At 68.6% G+C, this 20,764-nt stretch carries 20 protein-coding genes; 6 read left to right on the forward strand and 14 right to left on the reverse strand.

What is annotated here, in order from left to right:
• Window positions 1-68: 68 nt before the first annotated feature.
• The 10 genes from ACFLIT_RS15960 to ACFLIT_RS16005 form a co-directional block, all read right to left on the reverse strand.
• Complete coding sequence (locus tag ACFLIT_RS15960) at window positions 69-635, reverse strand: NUDIX hydrolase (RefSeq protein WP_479912256.1); 567 nt, start codon at window positions 633-635, stop codon at window positions 69-71.
• Window positions 635-1,792, reverse strand: a complete 1,158-nt coding sequence (gene rodA, locus ACFLIT_RS15965) for a rod shape-determining protein RodA (RefSeq protein ID WP_479912257.1) — start codon at window positions 1,790-1,792, stop codon at window positions 635-637. The genes ACFLIT_RS15960 and rodA overlap by 1 nt, the downstream gene beginning before the upstream one ends.
• The gene (gene mrdA, locus ACFLIT_RS15970; protein ID WP_479912258.1) at window positions 1,789-3,786 is read right to left on the reverse strand and encodes a penicillin-binding protein 2; all 1,998 of its coding nucleotides are present in this window, start codon (window positions 3,784-3,786) and stop codon (window positions 1,789-1,791) included. Before mrdA ends, rodA begins: the two co-directional genes overlap by 4 nt.
• The gene (locus ACFLIT_RS15975) at window positions 3,783-4,298 is read right to left on the reverse strand and encodes a hypothetical protein (RefSeq protein WP_479912259.1); all 516 of its coding nucleotides are present in this window, start codon (window positions 4,296-4,298) and stop codon (window positions 3,783-3,785) included. Before ACFLIT_RS15975 ends, mrdA begins: the two co-directional genes overlap by 4 nt.
• Window positions 4,295-5,350: a rod shape-determining protein MreC gene (gene mreC / locus ACFLIT_RS15980; RefSeq protein ID WP_479912260.1), complete on the reverse strand. Its 1,056-nt coding sequence runs from the start codon at window positions 5,348-5,350 to the stop codon at window positions 4,295-4,297. Before mreC ends, ACFLIT_RS15975 begins: the two co-directional genes overlap by 4 nt.
• A gap of 42 nt (window positions 5,351-5,392) precedes the next feature.
• Window positions 5,393-6,436 (reverse strand): rod shape-determining protein, encoded by a 1,044-nt coding sequence (locus tag ACFLIT_RS15985; protein WP_479912261.1) that lies wholly within the window; start codon window positions 6,434-6,436, stop codon window positions 5,393-5,395.
• A 179-nt stretch (window positions 6,437-6,615) separates the two neighbouring features.
• Window positions 6,616-7,494 carry an EamA/RhaT family transporter gene (locus tag ACFLIT_RS15990; RefSeq protein ID WP_479912262.1) on the reverse strand — a complete coding sequence of 293 codons (879 nt, stop codon included), beginning with the start codon at window positions 7,492-7,494 and terminating at the stop codon, window positions 6,616-6,618.
• A gap of 69 nt (window positions 7,495-7,563) precedes the next feature.
• A complete protein-coding gene (locus ACFLIT_RS15995) occupies window positions 7,564-7,848 on the reverse strand; it encodes a hypothetical protein (RefSeq protein WP_479912263.1) in 285 nt (94 codons plus the stop codon).
• Window positions 7,849-7,867: 19 nt separating this feature from the next.
• Entirely contained in the window at window positions 7,868-9,550 is a 1,683-nt protein-coding gene (gene ybaL / locus ACFLIT_RS16000; protein ID WP_479912264.1) for a YbaL family putative K(+) efflux transporter, read from the reverse strand.
• Window positions 9,551-9,705: 155 nt separating this feature from the next.
• Window positions 9,706-10,380, reverse strand: a complete 675-nt coding sequence (locus tag ACFLIT_RS16005) for a hypothetical protein (protein ID WP_479912265.1) — start codon at window positions 10,378-10,380, stop codon at window positions 9,706-9,708.
• A gap of 157 nt (window positions 10,381-10,537) precedes the next feature.
• Between ACFLIT_RS16005 and ACFLIT_RS16010 the strand changes: the two genes are divergently transcribed.
• Complete coding sequence (locus ACFLIT_RS16010; protein ID WP_479912266.1) at window positions 10,538-12,595, forward strand: TonB-dependent receptor domain-containing protein; 2,058 nt, start codon at window positions 10,538-10,540, stop codon at window positions 12,593-12,595.
• 50 nt (window positions 12,596-12,645) lie between these two features.
• The gene (locus ACFLIT_RS16015; protein ID WP_479912267.1) at window positions 12,646-13,041 is read left to right on the forward strand and encodes a hypothetical protein; all 396 of its coding nucleotides are present in this window, start codon (window positions 12,646-12,648) and stop codon (window positions 13,039-13,041) included.
• 24 nt (window positions 13,042-13,065) lie between these two features.
• On the opposite strand, the gene ACFLIT_RS16020 is transcribed toward ACFLIT_RS16015, so the two are convergent.
• Both ACFLIT_RS16020 and ACFLIT_RS16025 read right to left on the reverse strand, forming a co-directional pair.
• Entirely contained in the window at window positions 13,066-14,637 is a 1,572-nt protein-coding gene (locus ACFLIT_RS16020) for a 2-isopropylmalate synthase (RefSeq protein ID WP_479912268.1), read from the reverse strand.
• Between the two features lie 219 nt (window positions 14,638-14,856).
• Entirely contained in the window at window positions 14,857-15,597 is a 741-nt protein-coding gene (locus tag ACFLIT_RS16025) for a TVP38/TMEM64 family protein (RefSeq protein ID WP_479912269.1), read from the reverse strand.
• A gap of 321 nt (window positions 15,598-15,918) precedes the next feature.
• On the opposite strand from ACFLIT_RS16025, the gene ACFLIT_RS16030 reads away from it, so the two are divergent.
• Together ACFLIT_RS16030 and ACFLIT_RS16035 are read left to right on the forward strand one after the other, a co-directional pair.
• The gene (locus tag ACFLIT_RS16030) at window positions 15,919-16,830 is read left to right on the forward strand and encodes a LysR family transcriptional regulator (RefSeq protein ID WP_479912270.1); all 912 of its coding nucleotides are present in this window, start codon (window positions 15,919-15,921) and stop codon (window positions 16,828-16,830) included.
• Complete coding sequence (locus ACFLIT_RS16035) at window positions 16,827-17,426, forward strand: helix-turn-helix transcriptional regulator (protein ID WP_479912271.1); 600 nt, start codon at window positions 16,827-16,829, stop codon at window positions 17,424-17,426. The genes ACFLIT_RS16030 and ACFLIT_RS16035 overlap by 4 nt, the downstream gene beginning before the upstream one ends.
• Before the next feature lie 3 nt (window positions 17,427-17,429).
• Here the strand turns inward: ACFLIT_RS16035 and ACFLIT_RS16040 are convergent, their stop codons facing one another.
• Together ACFLIT_RS16040 and ACFLIT_RS16045 are read right to left on the reverse strand one after the other, a co-directional pair.
• Window positions 17,430-18,311 (reverse strand): AraC family transcriptional regulator, encoded by an 882-nt coding sequence (locus tag ACFLIT_RS16040; protein ID WP_479912272.1) that lies wholly within the window; start codon window positions 18,309-18,311, stop codon window positions 17,430-17,432.
• 76 nt (window positions 18,312-18,387) lie between these two features.
• A complete protein-coding gene (locus ACFLIT_RS16045) occupies window positions 18,388-18,921 on the reverse strand; it encodes a hypothetical protein (protein ID WP_479912273.1) in 534 nt (177 codons plus the stop codon).
• Between the two features lie 116 nt (window positions 18,922-19,037).
• Here ACFLIT_RS16045 and ACFLIT_RS16050 point away from each other — a divergent pair, with 116 nt between their 5' ends.
• Complete coding sequence (locus ACFLIT_RS16050) at window positions 19,038-20,240, forward strand: pyridoxal phosphate-dependent aminotransferase (RefSeq protein ID WP_479912274.1); 1,203 nt, start codon at window positions 19,038-19,040, stop codon at window positions 20,238-20,240.
• Window positions 20,241-20,415: 175 nt separating this feature from the next.
• Window positions 20,416-20,763: an ArsR/SmtB family transcription factor gene (locus ACFLIT_RS16055; RefSeq protein WP_479912275.1), complete on the forward strand. Its 348-nt coding sequence runs from the start codon at window positions 20,416-20,418 to the stop codon at window positions 20,761-20,763.
• Window position 20,764: the final 1 nt, after the last annotated feature.

The raw sequence follows: 20,764 nt of genomic DNA on the forward strand, positions 1-20,764 counted from the left end.
GGCGCACAGGGCCGATCCCGGGCGGCGGGGCGGTCTCGCTATAGCGGCTTGAGGGCAGGCGGGAAAGCTCAGTCCTCGGTGGGAACGAGCCGCCCGGTCGCTAGCAGCGCCAGGAGCAGCGACGCCGTCTGCGGCATGGGCAGAATCTCGCCGGCCTGGGCCCGGCGCACGGCTTCGGCCACCGGCTGGCGCAGCACCTCGATCCGTTCGGTGGGGTCGTCGAGCGCGCCGCCGACCTTTCGCAGACCTTCGCAAAGCACGGTGTGGACCGTGTTCTCGCAACCGGCGGGATTGAGCGGCGCGCTGGCGATCAGGCGGGCGCCGGCGGCCTCATGGCCGGTCTCCTCGCGCAATTCGCGCAAGGCGGTGGCGACCGGATCGGTCTCGCCCGGGTCCATGCGGCCGGCGGGCAGCTCGATCGTGAAGCTCTTGGTCCCGTGGCGGTATTGACGGACCAGCAGGAGGCAGCCCTCGTCGTCGAGAGCGACGATCTGCACCCAGTCGGGATATTCGACCACGTAGTAGGGCGCGACGCGGACCCCCTCGGCGGTGACGCAGTCGTCGGCGCGCAGGCCGATCCACCGGTCCTTGCGGACGTACTCCGAACGAACGACCGTCCAGGGCTTCTGGTCCACTAAAGCAGGGCTCCGCGGCCGCTGGTCACCTCGGTGTAGCGATGCACGCGCACCGACTGCACGAGGCCGAAGCCGATCATCACCGTCAGCATCACCGTGCCGCCGTAGGAGAGCAGGGGCATGGGCACGCCGACGACGGGGGCCAGGCCCATCACCATCGCCCCGTTGATCAACACATAGAGGGCGAAGGTCGAGGTGATGCCGGCCGCGGAAAGGCGGCCGAAGTGGCTGTGGGAGATCGACGAGATGCGCAAGGCCATGAAGATCACCGCCCCGTACAGGAACAGGATGCTGAAGCAGCCGGCGAAGCCGAACTCCTCGGCCAGGGTCGCGAAGATGAAATCGGTGTGCTTTTCGGGCAGGAAGTTCAGCTGACTTTGGGTGCCGAGCCCATAGCCTCGCCCGAGCAGGCCGCCAGCCCCCAGCGCGATCTTCGACTGCAGGATGTGATAGCCCGAACCCGACGGGTCGGCCTCCGGATTGAACAGCACGTCGACGCGCTTTCGCTGATAGTCGTGCAGCACGAAGAAATACATCGCCGGGGCGACCACGGCGACGGCGGCGACGCCCGCGGCGATCAACTGCCAGGCGAGGCCCGCCAGCACCATGATCGCCACGCCGGTGAACAGGATCAGCAGCGAGGTGCCGAGATCCGGCTGCTTGGCGACGAGGGCGACCGGGATGGCGATCATCAGCCCTGGGATGATCAGCCGCCAGGACAGCCGCGCGCTGTCGCCGGAGAGGCCATGGTAGAAGCGGGCCAGGGCAAGCACCACGCCGATCTTCATGATCTCCGACGGCTGCATTCGGATCGGGCCGAGCTGCAGCCAGCGCTGGGCGCCCAGCGAGATGTCGCCCATCACCTCCACCGCCAGCAGCAACACCAGGCCGACGGCGTAGACCGGATAGGCCATGGCGAACCAGACCCGCAGATCGACCATCGCCAGCACGATCATGATGCCGAGGCAGACGGCGTAACGGATCATGTGGTCGGCCGCCCATGGCTGCCAGGAGCCCCCGGCGACGGAGAACAGCATCAGCCCGCCGGCCGAGGCGATGAGCGTCAGGGCCAGGCAGAAGGTCCAGTCGACCTCGGCGAACTTGATGAGCAGGCGATCGCGCTCGCCGGGTCGGGTGATGCCGCCGCTGAGGGTCATTGGGCGCCTCCGGGCAGGTCCGGCGGCGGAGCGCCGATGGTGGGTTCGTCGGGCGCGATGCCCTCGATGTCGCCTTCCACCGGCGCGTCCGGCAGCGGGGTCGGCCGCTCGATCCGGGCGCGGATTTCGGGATCCTTGAGCAGGGCGGTGCGCATGACTTCGCGGGCGCGCGGCGCGGCGGCGCTGGAGCCGAACTGGCCGCCGTGCTCGATGATCACCGACATGGCGTAGCGCGGATTGTCGTAGGGCGCGAAGGCGACGAAGAGGTTGTGGTCCTTCAGCTTCCAGGCCACGCCCACGTTGCTGCGCGAGCCGGCGCCGTACTGGCGCACCTGGGCCGTGCCCGTCTTGCCGGCCATCAGCACGTCGCCGAGGCCGAGCTGGCTCTGCCTGTAGGCCCCGCCGGTGGGATCGTTGGCCACCGCCGCCATGCCCTCGCGGACGATGTGCAGGTGCTCGGGGTCGAACGGCAGGTCGGGGACCGCCGCGCCGCTGGGCAGCTCCACGCCGCCGATCGAACGGATCAGGCGGGGCGTCAGCGCCTTCTTGGCGTTGGCCATGCGGGCGGTCATCACCGCCAGCTGCAGGGCGTTGACCGAGATCGCGCCCTGGCCGATGCCGTAGCTCGGGCTCTCGCCCGGGAACCAGATCTGATTGCGTGGGTCCTTGAAGGCGCTCTTCTTCCAGGCCCGGTCTGGAACCAGCCCCTTGCGCTGGCCGGGAATGCCGATGTCGAACGTCTCGCCGAAACCCATGGCGCGCGCCGCCGTCGCGATGGCGTCCGGGCCGATGCGCAGCGCCATCTGATAGAAGTAGACGTCGCAGGAGTTCTTGATCGCGTCGTGAACGTTCTGCGCGCCGTGACCGCCCTTCTTGTGGCAGTGCCAGGTGCGCCCCCCGTAATACCAGCCGCCGGTGCAGACGATCCGCTCGCTCGGATCGATGCCGGCGCCCAGGCAGGCGAGCGCCACGGTCGGCTTGAAGGTGGAGCCCGGCGGGAAGGTGCCGCTCAGGCATTTGTCGAGCAGCGGCTTGCGCTCGTACTCGCTGAGGGCGCGGTACTCGGGCGTGGACAGGCCCTTGACGAAGCGGTTGGCGTCGAAGCTCGGGGCCGAGGCCATGCAGAGCAGGTCGCCCGTGCGGCAGTCCATCATGACGATGGCGCCGCTCTCGTCGCCCATCACTTCCAGGGCCCGGTTCTGGATGTCGGCGTCGAGTGAAAGGCGGACTTCCTTGCCCGGGGTGCCCGGAATGTCGCCTTCCGGATCGAGGCGCACCGTGCGGCCCTGCGCATCGACCTCGGCCTTGATGGCCCCGGCGCGGCCGCGCAGGTCGCGGTCGAGCGCCTTCTCCACGCCCTGCTTGCCGATGCGGAATCCGGGATTTCGCAGCAGCTGCTGGTCCTGGGCCGGGTCGCCCTTGGCCTGCTCCAGGTCGCGTTCGGAGACCTTGGCGACATAGCCGATCACGTGCGCGAACGCGCCGCCGTAGGGGTAGACCCGCACCTCGCCCATGTCGGCGGTCACGCCAGGCAGCTCCGGCGCGCGGATGTTGACGCGGGAAAACTCCTCCCAGGTCATGTCCTCCATGACCGGCATGGGCGTCTGCTTCGGGGTGCGGGTCAGGTCCCGGGACAGGCGCTGGCGGCGCTCGTCGTCCATCGGCACGAGCTGGGAAAGCTCGAGAAGCGTCTTGTCGACGTCCATGTCGTCCTCCCGCGCCACCATGAGGCGGAAGTTCGGACGGTTGGACGCCAGGGCCACGCCGTTGCGGTCGAGGATCAGGCCGCGGGGCGGGGGGGTGAGGCGGTAGTTGAACTGGTTGCCCGAGGCCAGCTTCTGATAGCGGCCCGTCTCCAGCACCTGCAGGTGCAACAGTCGCCCCGTGAGGGCCAGCAGGCCGACGCCGGCGAAACCGCCCAGCAGGAAGGCCCGGCGGTGGAAGGCGCCCTGCCGTTCGTTGACGTCGGAGAAGTAGATCGAGGGTTCGCTCATCGGAACCTGACGTCGGCGTCTTCGAAGCGGTCGATCAGGCGGTAGGCGAACGGAAACAGCACGATCGTGGCGAGGTATTGCCAGAACACCGCCAACAGGCTGGGGGCGGCCAGGGCGTCGAGCATGGTCACCAGATAGCCGGTGGCCATGGCCAGGGCGCAGATCGCGGCGTACCAGACGAACATCATCACCGGGCTCTGACCGGTCATCATGTTGCGCGAGAACAGGGTGGCCCCGTAGGCGACCAGCAGCGACAGGGCCCAGAGGCCCAACGGCCCGCCCCAGAACAGGTCCAGCGCCAGACCCATCAGCAGCACCAGGAAGGGCGCCAGCACGGCGGGGCGGATCACCGCCCAGGCGAAGGCGGGGGCGAGGGCGAACACCGGCTCGGGCAGGCGCAGGCCGAAGACGCGGATGGGCGCGGCGAACAGCACCGCGGCGAGCAGCGCCAGCAGCAGGGGCGCGACCAGCCAGCGCCACGGATCGAGCGGGCGGGCCGAGGACAGGCTCATTGCGGCGGGGCCGCCGTTGCCGGGACTGAGGCCGGAGCTGGGGCGGCCGGCCGAGGCGATGCGGCCGCCGGGGTCTGGGCCGGCGGCGTGGTCGTCGCGGGGCGGGGCGGGGCGGGCGTCGCGGCGACAGGGCCGAGAATGCTCTCGCGCTGGTTCTCGGTGGTCACCGGCGGCATGACAGTCTGGCGCAGCTCGGTCTCGTTGGCGAGCTGGGCGAAGTCTTTGAACAGCAGGATGCGCACGAAATCGATCGGGGCGGCGTCGCTGGCCAGCTGCACGCGCCAGCCGCCGTCGACGCCCTTGACCGCCACGCCCACGGGCAGGCCGCGCGGGATGACGCCGCCGTCGCCGCTGGTCATCACCCGGTCGCCGCTTCTCACCGGATCGCGACCGCGCAGGTAGTCGAGCTTGGGGTTCGGGCCGCCGTCGCCGGCCAGGATGGCCCGGGCGTTGGTCCGGTCGATCATCACCGGGGTGCGCGAGGCGATGTCGGTCAGCAGGACGATGCGGCTGGCGTCGCCGGAGACGCCCACCACCCGGCCCACGAGGCCGCGTTCGGAGAGCACGGGGTTGCCGATGGTCACGCCCTTGTCGCGGCCGGCGTCGGCCAGGCGGGCGTTGGCGAACGGGCCGCGGCTGTCGGCGACGACCCGGGCGGCCACCATCGGCAGCGGCGGATCGGTCTTCAGGCCGAGCAGCGTCCTGTAGCGGTCATTGGTGTCGCGCAGGGCGATGGCGACGTCGCGCCACTGGCGCATCTCCTCCAGCTCCTTGCGCAGCCGGCGGTTTTCGGACACCGCGAAGAAATAGCCGCCGACGAAGGCCAGGCCCTGGCCGGTCGCGCGCACCGGAGCGGCCACCACCTGCCCCACCGGGGCCGCCACCGTGTCGACGGTCTGGCGCGCCGTGCCGTAGGCCTGCTCGCGCAGGGTTTCACGCCGGTCGGTCAGCAGCAGGGCGACGGCCAGGATTCCGGCCACGACCAGGGCGACGGCCGCCGTCCAGGTCAACGGGACCTTCAGTTCGCCCAACGGACTTTCGCGGAACGCCAAGCCGTCTCTCCAGGGCGCGCCCGGCGCCCAGAACTGCAGTGTCTACGCGAGCGTCGATTCGAGCACGCCCTTCATCCACTTGGGATGTTCGAGCACCTTGCCGCAGCCCAGGGCGACGCAGGAAAGCGGATCGTCGGCCACCGTGACCGGCAGGCCGGTGTGGTCCCGGATCTCGGCGTCGAGGCCGCGCAGCAGGGCGCCGCCGCCGGTGAGCATGATGCCCTTGTCGGCGATGTCGCTGGCGAGCTCGGGCGGGGTGGCTTCCAGGGCGACCTTCACGGCCTCCACGATCTGGTTCACCGGGTCCTGCAGGGCGTCGGCCGCCTGCTTTTCGCTGATGCGGACTTCGCGCGGCACGCCCTGCATCAGGTCGCGGCCCTTGACGTCGATCGACAGGCCTTCGCCGTCGGCCGGGGCGCGGGCGGTGCCGATTTCCTTCTTGATGCGCTCGGCGGTGGTCTCGCCGATCAGCAGGTTATGGTGGCGACGCATGTAGCTGATGATCGCCTCGTCCATCTTGTCGCCGCCGACCCGGACCGAGCGCGAATAGACGATGCCCGAGAGCGAGAGCACGGCCACCTCGGTGGTGCCGCCGCCGATGTCGACCACCATCGAGCCGGTCGGCTCGTGGATCGGCAGGCCGGCGCCGATCGCCGCGGCCATCGGCTCGTCGATCAGGCCGACGCGGCGGGCGCCGGCGTTCAGGCAGCTGTCGTTGATCGCGCGGCGCTCGACGGCGGTGGCGCCCGACGGCACGCAGACGATGACCTTGGGGTTCACGAAGCCCTTGCGGTTGTGAACCTTGCGGATGAAGTACTTGATCATCTCCTCGGCGACTTCGAAGTCGGCGATGACCCCGTCGCGCATCGGGCGGATGGCTTCCATGTGGCCCGGGGTGCGGCCCAGCATCTGCTTGGCCTCTATGCCCACGGCGTGCACCTGCTTGCGGCCGCCGACGTTGCGCAGCGCCACCACCGAGGGCTCGTTGAGCACGATGCCCTTGCCCTTCTGATAGATCAGGGTGTTGGCCGTGCCGAGGTCGATGGCGATATCGTTCGAGATGGCGCCGAAAAGGGATGCAAACATCGGTGGCCTGAGAAAAGCGTCGAAGGTCGGGGCGGGGCGGAGACATGTCCACCGAGCGGCCACGAAGGGGGTCGAACGCTCGTCGAACGCCGTGGGTTTGCCCTGCGAACGTGTTGAATTCAAGGTCTATCGATATGAACCGTCACGGAGTTCGCCGCGCGCGGTGACGCAGGTGGAAGCTAGGCCAGGGCGGCCAGCACGACGCCGGCGGCGGTGAGGGCGGCCGACGCCCACTGCAGCAACGTCAGGCGCTCGGCGAACAGCTTGCGGCCGGCCAGGGCGGCGATCGGCATCTCGACCACGCCGACGGCGCGAACCGGTCCGGCGGGCGCCATGGCCAAGGCTGTGAACCAGCAGCACGAGGCCGCCGCGCCGAAAAATCCGGCTCCGAGCGAGGGCCGCCACGACCGCAGGGCGGCCATCAGGGCCGGTCGGTTCAGCACCGCCAGTATGGCGACCAGCAGGGCCGACTGCAGGGCCTGAACCATGCAGACCGTGGCCGTCGAGGCCGCTGCCACATGGGCCGCGTCGAGCGCCAGGGTGGCCTGGCGGAAGACATTGTTGCCGATGGCGAAGCCGAAGCCGGCCGCCAGGCCGAAGACCGCCGCGCTCCAGTCGCCGCGAAAGCCGCCCTTGGGCCAGGAAAGGCCGAAGACGCCCAGGGTCACGGCCGCGACGCCGATCCAGGCCGAGGCGTTCAGGAGATCGCCGAACAGGAACTGGCCCATCACCGCCGTGAACGGCAGCAGGCTCTGCTGGAGCGAAGAGCCGATGGCGAAGCTCGAACGCTGCATGCAGACCAGCAGGGCCGCCGTCGCGGTCACCTGGCTGACGGCGCCGACGGCGCAGAAGGCGAAGAAGGTCGGCGACGGCCGCAGGGCGACCCCCGGCGTCAGGGCGACGGCGGTGAGCACGAAGATGATGCTGAACGGCAGGCCGAACAGGAAGCGCACCAGGGTGGCGCCCCAGGGGCCCGCGCCCTCCATCAGGCTGCGCTGAGTGGCGTTGCGCGCCACCTGCAGGCTCGCGGCGACGATGGTGATGGGGATCCAGTACACGCCGCGTCGCTTATCGCGCGGCGGCGGCGCGCGAAACCGCTATTCGACCTGGATGCTCGGCGGCGGCCGTCAGAAAGGAACGATGCCGGCCTTCAGGGCCTCGGCGGCCTGATGCGAGGCGAGATAGCCGTCCTTCGACATGCGCAGACGACCCTCCTCGAGCGGTTCGATCAGCCCCTTGTCAGCCAGGCTGCGAACGGCGCTGCTCAGGCGTTGCGGGTCATAGCCGTGGGTGTCGGCGGCGGCGGCGAAGGCCTGCTCCGTGCCGACCGTCTCCAGCGGGCCGAAGCCTTGGGCGTTCAGTCCGGCGAGGAAGGCGCGTTCGGCGTCGTCGAGAATCCAGCGGCGGGTCATGTCGTCTCCTTTCAGCGTGTCAGGCGGCGGTGTCGGCGGCCACGGGCGGGATCAGGGCGCGAGCCCCGGCGATCATCGAGCGCGCGATCTCCCGCTCGCCCATGACGATCAGGTCGGCCCCGAAGGCCTTCAGGTGTTCGGCCTCGGCGTCGCTGTGGGCGCGGGCCAGAATGTTGAGTTTGGGATTGGCGGCGCGGGCCATCTCGACGATGCGCCCGGCCTCGAAGCCATCTGGGACGGTAACGAACAGCCAGTCGGCGCCGCCGAGGTTCGCCTCCTCGGCCACGGCGGGTGAGATGGCGTTGCCGGCGATGGCCGGGACGCCTTGGGCGGTGAGGTCGTCGACGATCTCCTGCCGGTCCTCGATCACGACGAAGTCGGCGTTGGCCGCCTTCAGCGCCGTGCCGACCACCGAGCCGACGCGGCCGTAGCCGACGACGATGGCGCGGCCTTCCTTCGGCGTTATCGTCGGGATGGGCGTGGGCGCCGCCGCCTTGGCCTTGTCGCCTCGCCAGTGGTCCGAGATCAGGAAGACCAGCGGGTTCAGCAGGATGGAGAGAATGGCGCCGGCCAGGATCAGGTCGCGCCCGGCCTCCGGCAGCAGGCCCAGTTGCACGCCCATGGCGGCGAGGATGAAGGAGAACTCGCCGATCTGCGCCAGGCTGGCGGCGATCAGAATGCTGGATCGGATATTCTGGCGGAACAGCGCCATGATCCCGAGGGCGGCGATCGACTTGCCGATGACGATGATCGCCAGGGTGGCCGCCAGCGGCCAGGGGTTCTCGAGCAGCACCGTGGGATTGAACAGCATCCCCACCGAGACGAAGAACAGCACGGCGAAGGCGTCTCGCAGCGGCAGGGTTTCGTTGGCGGCCTGCTGCGACAGCTCGCTCTCGCCCATCATCATGCCGGCGAAGAAGGCGCCGAGCGCGAAGGAGACGCCGAACAGCTCGGCCGCGCCATAGGCCACCCCCAGGGCGACGGCCAGCACGGCCAGGCGGAACAGCTCGCGGCTGCCGGTGTGGACGACGCGGTGCAACAGCCAGGGGATCAGCCGGCGGCCGACCACCAGCATCAGGGCGATGAAGGCCGCGACCTTGCCGAGCGTGAGCAGCAGGGTGAAGCCTACGGCCTTGAGCTGCTCGGGGCCGAAGCCGCCGCTGGCGGAGACGTCCTTCTGAATCTGGGCCCAGCTCGGCAGCAGCACCAGGGCGAGGATCATCGCCAGGTCCTCGACGATCAACCAGCCGACGGCGATGCGGCCGCGGTCGGTCTGGATCAGCCGCCGCTCCTGCAGGGCGCGCAGCAGCACCACGGTCGAGGCGACGGAGAGCGCCAGGCCGAAGACGATCCCGGCCTCCAGCCCCCAGCCCATGGCCAGCGCCAGGGCCACGCCCAGCAAGGTGGCGAAGGCGATCTGCGCCACGGCGCCCGGCGCGGCGATCTTGCGCACCGACATCAGGTCCTTCAGCGAGAAGTGCAGCCCGACGCCGAACATCAGCAGGATGACGCCGATCTCGGCGAGTTCCTGAGCCAGGTGCGCGTCGGCCACATAGCCCGGCGTGAACGGGCCGATGGCGACGCCGGCGAGGAGGTAGCCCACCAGGGGCGAAGCCTTCAGTCGCGTGGCGATGGCGCCGAACACGAACGCCAGCACGATGCCGCCGACGATGGTGGAGATCAGGGGCGTTTCGTGCGGCATGGGTCGGGGCCGGCTCCATGTCGGTTGTTGTTATGGGCGGTCCGAGCGCTCGGACCGCCCATGACCAACTACGAACCTAGGGCGCAGGTTGCCGAGCGCCACCGCAGATAGCGTGGCTGTGAACGGATGTTATCGGGCGACCGCCTGCGGCCGCGTCAGATCGGCTCCGCCTCGATCACCCAATCGAAGCCCGTCCGAAGGCCGCCTTCCCGCCGACAGTGGACGAGGCCCTCGCTTCGAGCAGCTTCCAACGCTGCGCGCAATCCGTCCGCCAGGGCGGGGTCGCCCACGCGGTCCAGTCTTCGCAGCGCCATATCGATCTGACTGTTGACCCAGGTCTCGCGATATCGGTTCGCGAACCGGCGCGCCGAGCTTACCCGGAAGCCGGACGCCTCGAGATGGAAGACGGCCCATTCCGCGGGATACTCGCGGTAGGGGGTTTCGTCGGCCGCGAGCATGCACGCATCCCGCAGCCTGCCGATCCTGCGGGCGATCTTGGCCGCCTCGGTATCGGCGGGTCCGACTACATAGGGATCCAGCCCCACGACGTAGAGCCTGCCCGCTATCAGCGGGCGCAGACGTGCGAACAGGTGCGGCTGGAAGTAGGGCGAAAAGCCCTCGACGGCGCCGAGCAGATAATCGGCCAACACGGTCTCGAACTGCTCTCCGGCCAGGAGCCGCTCGTCCGTCCAGTCGCCGATCAACAGCCGATCCTGCGGGCGGAGCTGTTCGCCGACCGCCGCCTTCACCTGCGCGGCGTGCCCAGGCGCCGCCGTGACGGCCGTCCAGCTGTCGGTCGCGAGGCCGGTGCTCCACAGGCTGGAGTTCACGCCGGTTCCGGCGTCGAGAAACCGTCCCCAGGGCGTGCCACCCTGCAGGGCTGTAATGTGACAAAACATTGCGGAGAGCACGAAATCGGCGAGGTGGCGTTGATGATAGTTATTTTATAACATACCGAAGCGGCTCAAGTCATCCAGGGGGCCGCCGATGCGCGCGAAATCCATTCTTCTCTCCGCCGTGGCGAGCGCCGCCATCGTCGGCGTCGCCAACGCTCAAGCGCCTCAGGACGGAGCCGCGAACGTCGACGAGGTGATCGTCACCGCCGACCCGTTGGGCCGCTCCGCCGACGAGGTAATCTCCAGTGTCGCCGTTCTGCGCGGCGAAGCCTTGGTGCAACGGCGCGAAGGCACCCTTGGCGACACCCTGAACGGGCTGCCGGGGGTGAATTCCGACACCTTCGGCGGCGGCGCCACCCGCCCGGTCATTCGCGGCCAGACCGCGCCGCGCGTGAAGGCGCTGGCCAACGGATCCGCCATTATCGACGCCTCGCAGGTTTCGCCGGATCATGCGGTCGTGGGCGAGCCGTTGCTGCTGGAGGGCATCGAGATTCTGCGTGGACCCAGCGCCCTGCTGTACGGCGGTGGCGCCATCGGCGGCGCGGTGAACCTGATCGATCGCAAGGTGCCGACGCGAATCCCGGCCAATGGCGGCGAGGGCGTCGCCGAGGTCCGGCTTGGCTCGAACGACGATGAACGGGCCGGCGTGCTGGGCGCGACGGTCGGCGCGGGCAATTTCGCGGTTCGCATCGAAGCCGCGGGCCGCGACGTCGACGATTATCAGGTTCCGGATTGGAGCGAAGACCGTCTCGCTGGTTCCAGCAGCAGCTCATACACCGGCACGTTCGGCGCTTCATGGATCGGCGAGCGTGGCTACCTCGGCGCGGCCTACACCTATCAGCGCAGCGACTACGGCCTGCCTGGTCACAGCCATGAGTACGAGAGCTGCCACCCCCACGGCTCCAGCCTGCACTGCGGAGGTCACGATCACGCCGAGGATGACCATGACCATGATCACGAACACGATCATGAGGGCCACGACGTGCCGGTCGTCGACCTCGTCAGCCGCCGTCTCGACCTGCGCGGGGAACTACGCAATCCGTTCGCGGGCGTGGAGCTGATCCGATTCCGCGGCGGCCATACCAACTACGCCCACGACGAGATCGACGAGGGTGAGGTCTCCACCACCTTCACCAACAAGGGCTACGACGCACGGCTGGAAGTGCAGCACGTTCCGCTCGCCGGGCTGCGTGGCGTGGTCGGGGCCCAGGTCTCGAAGAACGATTTCGCCGCCGTCGGCCTGGAGTCGTTCATCGTGCCGACCACGACCGAGACCACCGCGCTGTTCGTCCTTGAGACGCTGCAGGCCGGAAACTGGGACTTCGAGGGCGCGTTGCGACAGGAGTGGCAGAAGACTTCGACGGGTGGGGCGCTGCCGCTGACCCGGTATCCGAACCGCGAATACAAGCCGTTTTCAGCCTCGGCCGGCGCGCACTGGCATTTCGCGCCTAAGTACACGCTTTCGCTGTCGCTCGCCCGCTCCCAGCGCGCGCCGAACATTCAGGAACTCTACGCCCGCGGCGTGCACCTGGCGACGAACACCTATGAGATGGGCGGCGCCGATCTCGATGAGGAGACCGTCACCTCGGTGGAACTCGGCCTCAAGAAAACCGCTGGCGACACCACCTTCGCCGTCAGCGGTTATCGCTACGCCTATGACGGCTACATCTTCGCCGACACCCTGGATCAGTTCGAAGACTTCCGGCTGATCCGCTACGTGCAGGACGACGCGACCTTCACCGGCCTGGAAGGCGAGGTCACCCATCGCTTCAGCTCCGCCGTGTCACTGACGGCGTTTGGCGACTATGTGCGCGCCGAGACGCAGGATGACGGCGATCTGCCGCGCATTCCCGCGGGCCGTCTGGGCCTGCGCACCAACCTCGACCGCGACGCCTGGTCCGGCTCGGTGGAGTACACGCGCGTTTTTGAGCAGGACCGGATTGCCGCCTATGAGACCAAGACCGCGGGCTACAACATGCTGAACGCCACGGTGGCCTACGACATCGACGGGTCCAGCCTGAAGACCCAGGTCTATCTGCGCGGCACCAACCTGCTGGATGATCTGGCGTTCAATCACGCCTCGTTCATCTCCGACCTTGCTCCGCTGCGTGGTCGCAAGGTGGTGCTCGGCATTCGGACAATGTTCTGAGCTCGCGGGGGAGCGGCGCGCCGCTCCCCGAGACTGACTGGAACAGGGCGATGGAGACGGCATCCTCAACCACCGAGCGGTTGCAGAGCGAGCTGGTCGCCCAACTGGGGACCCGCGGCGCAGCTTCCGCCTATCGCTTGAGGTGCTGGGTCGAGGCTGAGTGGAAGCGCAAGGTGCCGCCGCCGCTGATCTACCGCGCCCTCGACCGGTTGTGCGCCCAGGGGCAAGTGACACGGCTTTCGACGACGCGTCGCTTCGCGCTCGTCGAAATAGGGGAGGGCGCCCGCGTGGTTCTCAGCTGCCGGTCCTGCGGCGACGCCGAACTTCACGAGGACGCGGGGGCGGTCGACGCGTTGAGCCGCCTGTCAGACCGCCGCGCCTTCATTCCCGATCAAGGGCCGGTCGAAATCGTGGGGTTATGCCGAGGCTGCGCTCCGGCGGCGTGACCGCCGGAGGCCAGGCTTTCCTGCCTAGAACCCGCTGGCGATGGCCGAATCCGGACGGCTCTTTTCCTTGCGGGCGAAGAGGTTGTTCAGCGCGTTGACATAGGCCTTGGCGCTGGCCGTCAGGGTGTCGGTGTCGGCGGCTTGGCCGGTGGCGATGCGGCCGTCTTCCTCGAGGCGGACGCTGACCTGGGCCTGGGCGTCGGTGCCCTCGGTCACGGCGTGGACCTGGAACAGGCGCAGGGCCGCGCCGTGCGGCACGATCTCGTGGATGGCGTTGAACACCGCGTCGACCGGACCATCGCCGGTGGCTTCCGCCATGCGGTCGACGCCGTCGACATTCAGGGTCAGCTCGGCCGACTGGCCTTCGGTGCCGGCGATCACGCGCAGGTGCTCGACCTTGATCTTCTCCGAGCCGCGCGCCAGGGCGTCGTCGACCAGGGCGATGATGTCGTCGTCGTAGACGTGCTTCTTGCGGTCGGCCAGGTCCTTGAAGCGGCCGAAAGCCTCGTTCAGGGCGTTCTGGCCCAGGTCGTAACCCAGGGCCTTCAGCTTCTCGCGGAAGGCGTGGCGGCCCGAGTGCTTGCCCATCACCAGGTTGGTCGCGCCCTGACCGACGTCCTCGGGCTGCATGATCTCGTAGGTTTCGCGGTTCTTCAGCATCCCGTCCTGGTGGATGCCGCTCTCGTGGGCGAAGGCGTTCTTGCCGACGATCGCCTTGTTGAACTGCACTGGGAAGCCAGTCACCGCCGAGACGAAGCGGCTGGCGCGGGTGATGTGGCGCGCGTCGATGTGGGTCTCGTAGGGCAGGCGGTCGCCGCGCACCTTCAGGGCCATGACCACCTCTTCCAGCGCCGCGTTGCCCGCCCGTTCGCCGATGCCGTTGACGGCGCACTCGATCTGCCGCGCACCGCCCAGCACGCCGGCCAGGCTGTTGGCCACGGCCAGGCCCAGGTCGTTGTGACAGTGGGTCGAGAAGATCACCTTGTCGGCGCCCGGCACGGTCTCGATCACGTCGCGGAACATCGCTTCGTATTCGCTCGGGTAGGTGTAGCCGACGGTGTCGGGCAGGTTGATGGTGCCGGCGCCGGCCTTGATGGCGGCCTCGACGCAGCGGCGCAGGAAGTCGCGGTCCGAGCGGGTGGCGTCCTGCGCCGACCATTCCACGTCGCCGATCAGGTTGCGCGCATGGGTGACCGACTTGGTGATGGCGTCCAGCACCTCTTCCTCGCTCATCCGCAGGATGTGATCCATGTGGTGCGGGCTGGTCGAAATGAAGGTGTGGATACGGCCCCGCTTGGCGTGGCGCACGGCCTCGGCGGCCCTGTCGATGTCGACGGCGGCGGCGCGGGCCAGGCCGCATACGGTGCTCTCGGTCACGATCTGGGCGATGCGCTGCACGGCCTCGAAGTCGCCGTTCGAGGCGATCGGGAAGCCGGCCTCGATGACGTCGACCCCCATCTCCTCGAGGATCTTGGCCAGCTCCAGCTTCTCGTCCAGCGACATGGAGGCGCCGGGCGCCTGCTCCCCGTCGCGCATGGTGGTGTCGAAGATGATGACGCGGTCGCGCTCGGCAGCGGCGGTCTTTTGGGTGGTCATTTTATGGTCTCGCGTAGTCCGGTTTTGGCTGGGAGGGGGTTCGATGCTGATCCCCTGAGCGACCGGCCGCTCGACGACGCGCGCGGCTAGACGGACGCCCAGGGGCCGCTAAGCCCCAGCGCAAGAAGGTTCGACGGAAGGAGGTCGAAGCGACGCATGCGGTCTGAATACTCTCTCAGTCCTTGACGGGCAAGGCGCGCCTGCACGCATGGGCTGCGGTCAGACGCCGCCCTCGGCCTCGACCGCCTTCGCGGCGGCGCGGGCCTCCTTGCGCTTCAGCCAGTTGCGGGCGATCCAGCCCGCGCCGATCCAGATCGCGGCCACCAGCCCCAGCACCAGCACGTGCTGCATGCCGCCGCCCTGCATGGCCTTGAGCACCGAATTGCCGGCGAAGGCGGTGAGGGCGATCTTCGGAATGATGCCGACGCCGGTGCCGGCGAAGAAGTCGCGGGTGCGCATCGGGGTGACCCCCGCCGCCATGTTGACCACGATGAACGGGGCCGAGGGCACCAGGCGCACGATCAGGCTGGCGAGGAAGCCGTTCTCGCCGATCATGTCCATGAAGCGTTTGACGCCGGCGCCGGCGATGTCGCGCAGGATGCGCGCCCCGAACTGGCGCCCCAGCCAGAAGCCGATGATCGACGACACCATGGTGCCGATCCAGCTGTAGGCGAAGCCCTGCCATGGACCGAAGGCGACGACGGCGGCGGCGATCAGGATGATCTGGGGCACGCCCAGGAAGGCGAGGGCGGCGAAACAGGCGATGGCGACCGGCAGGCCCCACGGCTGGGTCGAGGCCGCGCCGAGCCATTGCTCGACGGCCGCCTCGCCGTTCAGGCCGAGAATCGAGGCGCCGAAGAAGAAGACCAGACCCACGCCGCCGAACAGCACGAAGGACACGGCGAGGGTCCGCCAGGCCTTCGCGTCCATGTTCAGAAGGAAATCGATCAGCCGGCGCATTTCCGCCCAGCCGTGGCGGATCGGCGCCAGGGGGTCAAGCGGCTGCGGTGTGGAGCGGAAGTGAAAGCGAAGGGGTGTGTCGCCAGGCAAGGGCCGTCGCTCCGAAATCCGTAGGCCCCGAGTTTTGCTGAATACGAAGCGGCGGCCGGAGTTCCCGAGGATTACGATCCGCACAACCCAAAGGTGTGCAACCGACGGAAGTCATTACTAAAACTTCATGGCCGTTTCCTCCATTTGGAGGAAGGCAAGTGCGGCGTGCTGCATTAGCGATGCTTACCGAAAACGGCTGAGTCCGTTCATCGGTGTTACAAGGCGTCGGCCATGGCTCGTGAAGCGTTGTCCCTTTCGTCCCTCAGGGTGATCGAGGCTGCGTGCCGACATGGGGGTTATTCCGCCGCCGCCCGCGCCCTGTCGATTTCGCACAGCGCCATCAGCCAGCAGGTCTCGCGGCTGGAGCGCATTCTCGGCTTTCCGCTGTTCGAGCGCGTCGGCGGGCGGTTGCGGCCGACCGAGATGGGACGCGAGCTCGCCGCCATCTACGCCCGCGCCGCTCAGTCGCTCGACCGCCTGGTCGCCCGCGCGGGTGGGGAGGGGCCGGCTCCGGTGGTCATCTCGGCGCCGGCGGCCTGGGGGCGATGCTGGTTCCGCCATCGGGTGCGCAGTCTGCACGGCCTTTCGCCCCACATCTCGATTCAGCTTCGTCCGCGCGGCGAGAGCCCCGATTTCAGCCGCATCTCCGCCGCGGTCACCGGCTCGGAGCAGTTCGAGGAAGGTTACCGCCGCGAGTGGCTGTTCAACGAGACCCTGACTCCGATCTGCGCGCCCTCGCTGCTGCCGCATCATGGGTTGCGTTCACCCGCCGACGTGTTGGCCGCGCCGCTGCTGGTGCATGACGAGGCGGCCTGGCGCGCCTGGTTCGCACGGCACGATCTGTCGCTGGACGACGCGACCTGCCTCATTCACCTCGACGATCTCGACCTGGCGCTCGATGCGGCGCTGGAGAGCCAGGGCGTGGCCCTGGCCTGCGCCACCCTGATGCAGCGCGACGTCGCGCAAGGTCGCCTGATCGTGCCGATCGACGACGCGCTGGACACCGGTCGGCGGGTGCATCTCGTCTGGCCGCAGGACGCGATCGAGGCGGTCGAGATTCAGGGCTTCGCCGAATGGCTCGGAGCCGAGCTGCGCAATTCGCCGCAGCCCGTGCTACGGGAGGCGATGATGTCCGCGGCATGACGACATTGGCGGCCCTGACCCGAAAGGAAAGCGTGGCCGTCTTCGATCCCGCCCTGCTCGCCGAGCAAGGGCGCGACGCCCTGTTCGTGCTCGGTCCGATGCGGCAGCTGGTCTACGCCAACGGTGAGGGCAGGGGCCTGCTGCAGGCCGCCTATCTGGTCGAGCTGACGCCGTTCGGGATTATCGAGGCGGCCAACGAAGCGTTCCGCACGCCGTTGCGCGCGATCGCCATCGGGGCCTTGGCTCACGGCCGATCGGGCGGCCTCGATATCGCCATGCCCTGCCGCCCCCGCCACCGCTTGGCCGTCCGCCCGCTAGGCGGCGTCGCCGGTGGCGAGCTGGCCGTGCTGACGGTGCGCAACCTCGACGACTATCTGCAGCGCTGCGCCGCCTTCGCCGCCGACCGCTTCGGCCTGAGCGACGCCGAGCGTCGCCTGGCCGAAGGGCTGCTGCGCGGGCTTTCGCCCGCCGACTACGCCGGCGCCTGCGGCATCAAGATCTCCACTGTCCGCAGCCAGTTGAAGTCGCTGTTCGCCAAGGTCGGCGTGGCCCGCCAGTCCGACCTCGTGCTGCAGTTGGGCGTGATCTGCGACTGACCGCTACTTCAGCGGCAGATGCACGTCGGCGGTGACCTCCATGGGCGCGCCCTCGGCGGACAGGAACCGACGCTCGCAATAGACCGGGAAGTCGCGGAGTTCCTCACCGCTGGCGGGCAGCCACTCGCGATAGAGATAGAGCGCGGCGGGCTCGAGGTTGTGGGTGTTCTCCGCGACGCGCAGCACCGCGCAGCGGCCGCCTGGGATGACGCCGGCCTTCATGACGGGATCGTTCGGATCGATGGGCCGGTCGGTCCCGACGCAGAGGTCCATGCTGTAGTCGGCCGGATTGGACGGGGTTCGCTCGGACCGAAAGATGTTGAAGGTCGAACTGGTGTGGGGCGACAGGCCGGCGGCCTTTCGCCAGGCGATGAACCGTTCGATGGTCGCGGGAAGGCCCGCGCGGTCCCCGCGATGCTCCAGTATCGCCACCGGGGTGGGGGAGGTCTCGATGATGGTGACGTCGTCGGGGGTGTAGGTCGTCTGCATAAGTTTGCTCCTGGCGTTTTCGAGCGGCCGGAAGGCCGAAAGCCACGGAATCCAGTCGGGCGAACTTCGGAACGACGACGGCGATTGCCTGAACCGACGCCGGAAGGCGCGGGCGAAGGCGTCAGGCGCGTCATAACCAGCCTCCATCGCGATATCGGTGACGCTCCGGCCGTCGTTGGCGGCCAGCCGATGGGAGGCGCGCTTCAGACGGGCGAGTTGGACGTAGCTGTGCACCGACACCTCGAAGGTGGCCGTGAACTGCCGGTGGAAATGGAACTTCGAGAAGGCCGCGACGCGGCTCAAGGTTTCCAGATCGAGATCGCCGTCGAGCTGCTGGTCGATGTGATCCAGCACCCGTTGCATCCGCGCGTGGTAGTTCCGAAGCGCCGCCGTCATCGTTCCCTGTTCCGTGACGGTCTCAGATTGGCGCGCGCCGCCCCCGGCCGCTCGACCGATCTTGCGGTTCGACGGGCTACTCCGTCTCCTCCGGCCAGCACCAGATGAGCCCCGTCGGCTGAAAGGGCGCGCCTTCGACCATCATGGCGCCGGCCGACTCGGCGAAGGTCAGGCGCAGGTTCGCGGGCGTGCGCGCGCCCTCCTGCAGGCAGGAGCCGGCGATGTCGAAACCGCCGGCCCGCTCGGTCACCCGGCTGAAGGTGCAGGAGGTCTCGCCCGCCGTGACCAGGCCGTCGGGCCGGAAGCGCCAGGCGCCCGAAACACAGAGGTTGGGCCGCGCCGCCCAGACGCCGACGTAACGTTGCGGGCCAACCGGCGGCAGCGAAAGCCCCGGCGCCGGCTCCTGGTTCGCCTGGCCCGGACCCGGCTCGTCGTCGCCGACGACGTCGTCCGGATCGAAGCCGCCGCCCGCGCTGGTCTGGGGCGCCGGGGTGGCGGTGGAGGCGGCGGGGGCGTCGGCCTTCTGATGGCCGTCCTGACGGTCGCAGGAGGCGAGCATCGCGGCTGCGGAGGAAATCAAAAGAACCAGAAGCGTCGAGGATCGCGTCATCGGCTGGGTTCCTTGGGCAACGTCTGCAAAGCTTGAGACTAACCACCGGTTCCTTTGATTGCGCCAGGGGGAGGGGGGGCGTAAAGACCCGCGTCCCTTCATCTTTGGAGCCTGTCATGTCGCTCGAGTCCGAGGCGCTGCGCCGCATCGCCCCTTCCGCCACCATCGCCATCAGCGCCAAGGCGCGGGCGCTGAAAGCGGCTGGCCGCGACGTGATCGCCCTGTCGGCCGGCGAGCCCGACTTCGACACGCCCGAGAACATCCGCGCGGCCGGCATCGCGGCCATCAACGCCGGCAAGACCCGCTACACCGACCCGGACGGCACGCCGGAGCTGAAGGCGGCCATCTGCGCCAAGTTCAAGCGTGAGAACGGCCTCGACTACAAGCCGAGCCAGGTGCACGTCGCCCCGGGCGGCAAGCCGGTGATCTACAACGCCCTGGTCGCCACCCTGAACCCGGGCGACGAGGTGATCATCCCCGCGCCGTACTGGGTGTCGTACCCCGACATGACCCTGCTGGCCGGCGGCACGCCCGTGCCGGTGGAAACCACCGCCGCCAACGGCTTCAAGCTGACGCCGGAAGCCCTGGAAGCGGCGATCACGCCGAAGTCGAAGTGGCTGATCATCAACTCGCCGTCGAACCCGTCGGGCGGGGCCTATACCGCCGAGGACCTGCGCGGCATCGCCGACGTGCTGCTGCGCCACCCGCAGGTCTGGGTGCTGACCGACGACATGTACGAGCACCTGGTGTTCGACGACTTCAAGTTCGCCACCATCGCCCAGGTCGAGCCCAAGCTCTACGATCGCACCCTGACCATGAACGGGGTCTCCAAGGCCTACGCCATGACCGGCTGGCGCATCGGCTACGCGGCCGGCCCGGAGCCGCTGATCAAGGCCATGGCCAAGATGATCAGCCAGACGACCTCGAACCCCTGTTCGATCAGCCAGGCCGCCGCCGTCGAGGCGCTGAACGGCGCGCAGGATTTCATCAAGCCGCACCAGAAGCTGTTCCAGGAGCGGCGTGACCTCGTGGTCTCGATGCTGAACCAGGCTACCGGCATCGAGTGCCCGACTCCGGAGGGCGCCTTCTACGTTTACCCGTCTTGCGCCGGCCTGATCGGCAAGACCTCGCCGAGCGGCAAGGTGATCGAGAGCGACGAGGACTTCGCGACCGAACTGCTCGAAGCCGAGGGCGTGGCCGTGGTGCACGGCGCGGCCTTCGGCCTCTCGCCGTTCTTCCGCATCAGCTACGCGACTTCCAACGAGGTCCTCGAAGACGCCTGCGGCCGCATCCAGCGCTTCTGCGCCGCGGTGAAATAACAACACTACTGCTCTTCCCGGCGCAGGCCGGGATCCAAGCCGAGCTCCGAAAGGGGCTCGGCTTTTTTATTGGCTCGTCGCTTAGCTGGTGGTTTCGCATTTAACCGACCGGTTGACTCCGCGTCGGCTCATTCGTATTAAACCAATCAGTTGATTAACCGGAAGGTTGAACGCCATGGAGGCCGACCGCCTCAGCCTCACGCTCTCAGCCCTGGCCGACCCGACGCGCCGGGCGATCCTGGCGCGGCTGTCGTCGGGTGAGGCGACGGTGAGCGAGCTGGCCGAGCCCTTCGACATGAGCCTGCCGGCCGTCTCCAAGCATCTGAAGGTGCTGCAGAAGGCTGGGCTGATCAGCCAGCACCGCGAGGCCCAGTGGCGCCCCTGCCGCCTGGAGCCGGCGCCGCTGAAGGACGTGTCGAGCTTTCTCGACCAGTACCGACGCTTCTGGGAGGCGAGCTTCGACCGCCTCGACGAGTATCTGCAACGCATCCAGACGCCCGACCCGAACGTCGGCGAACAATAGG

The sequence above is a fragment of the Caulobacter sp. HJHS_5 genome, assembly GCF_056683955.1.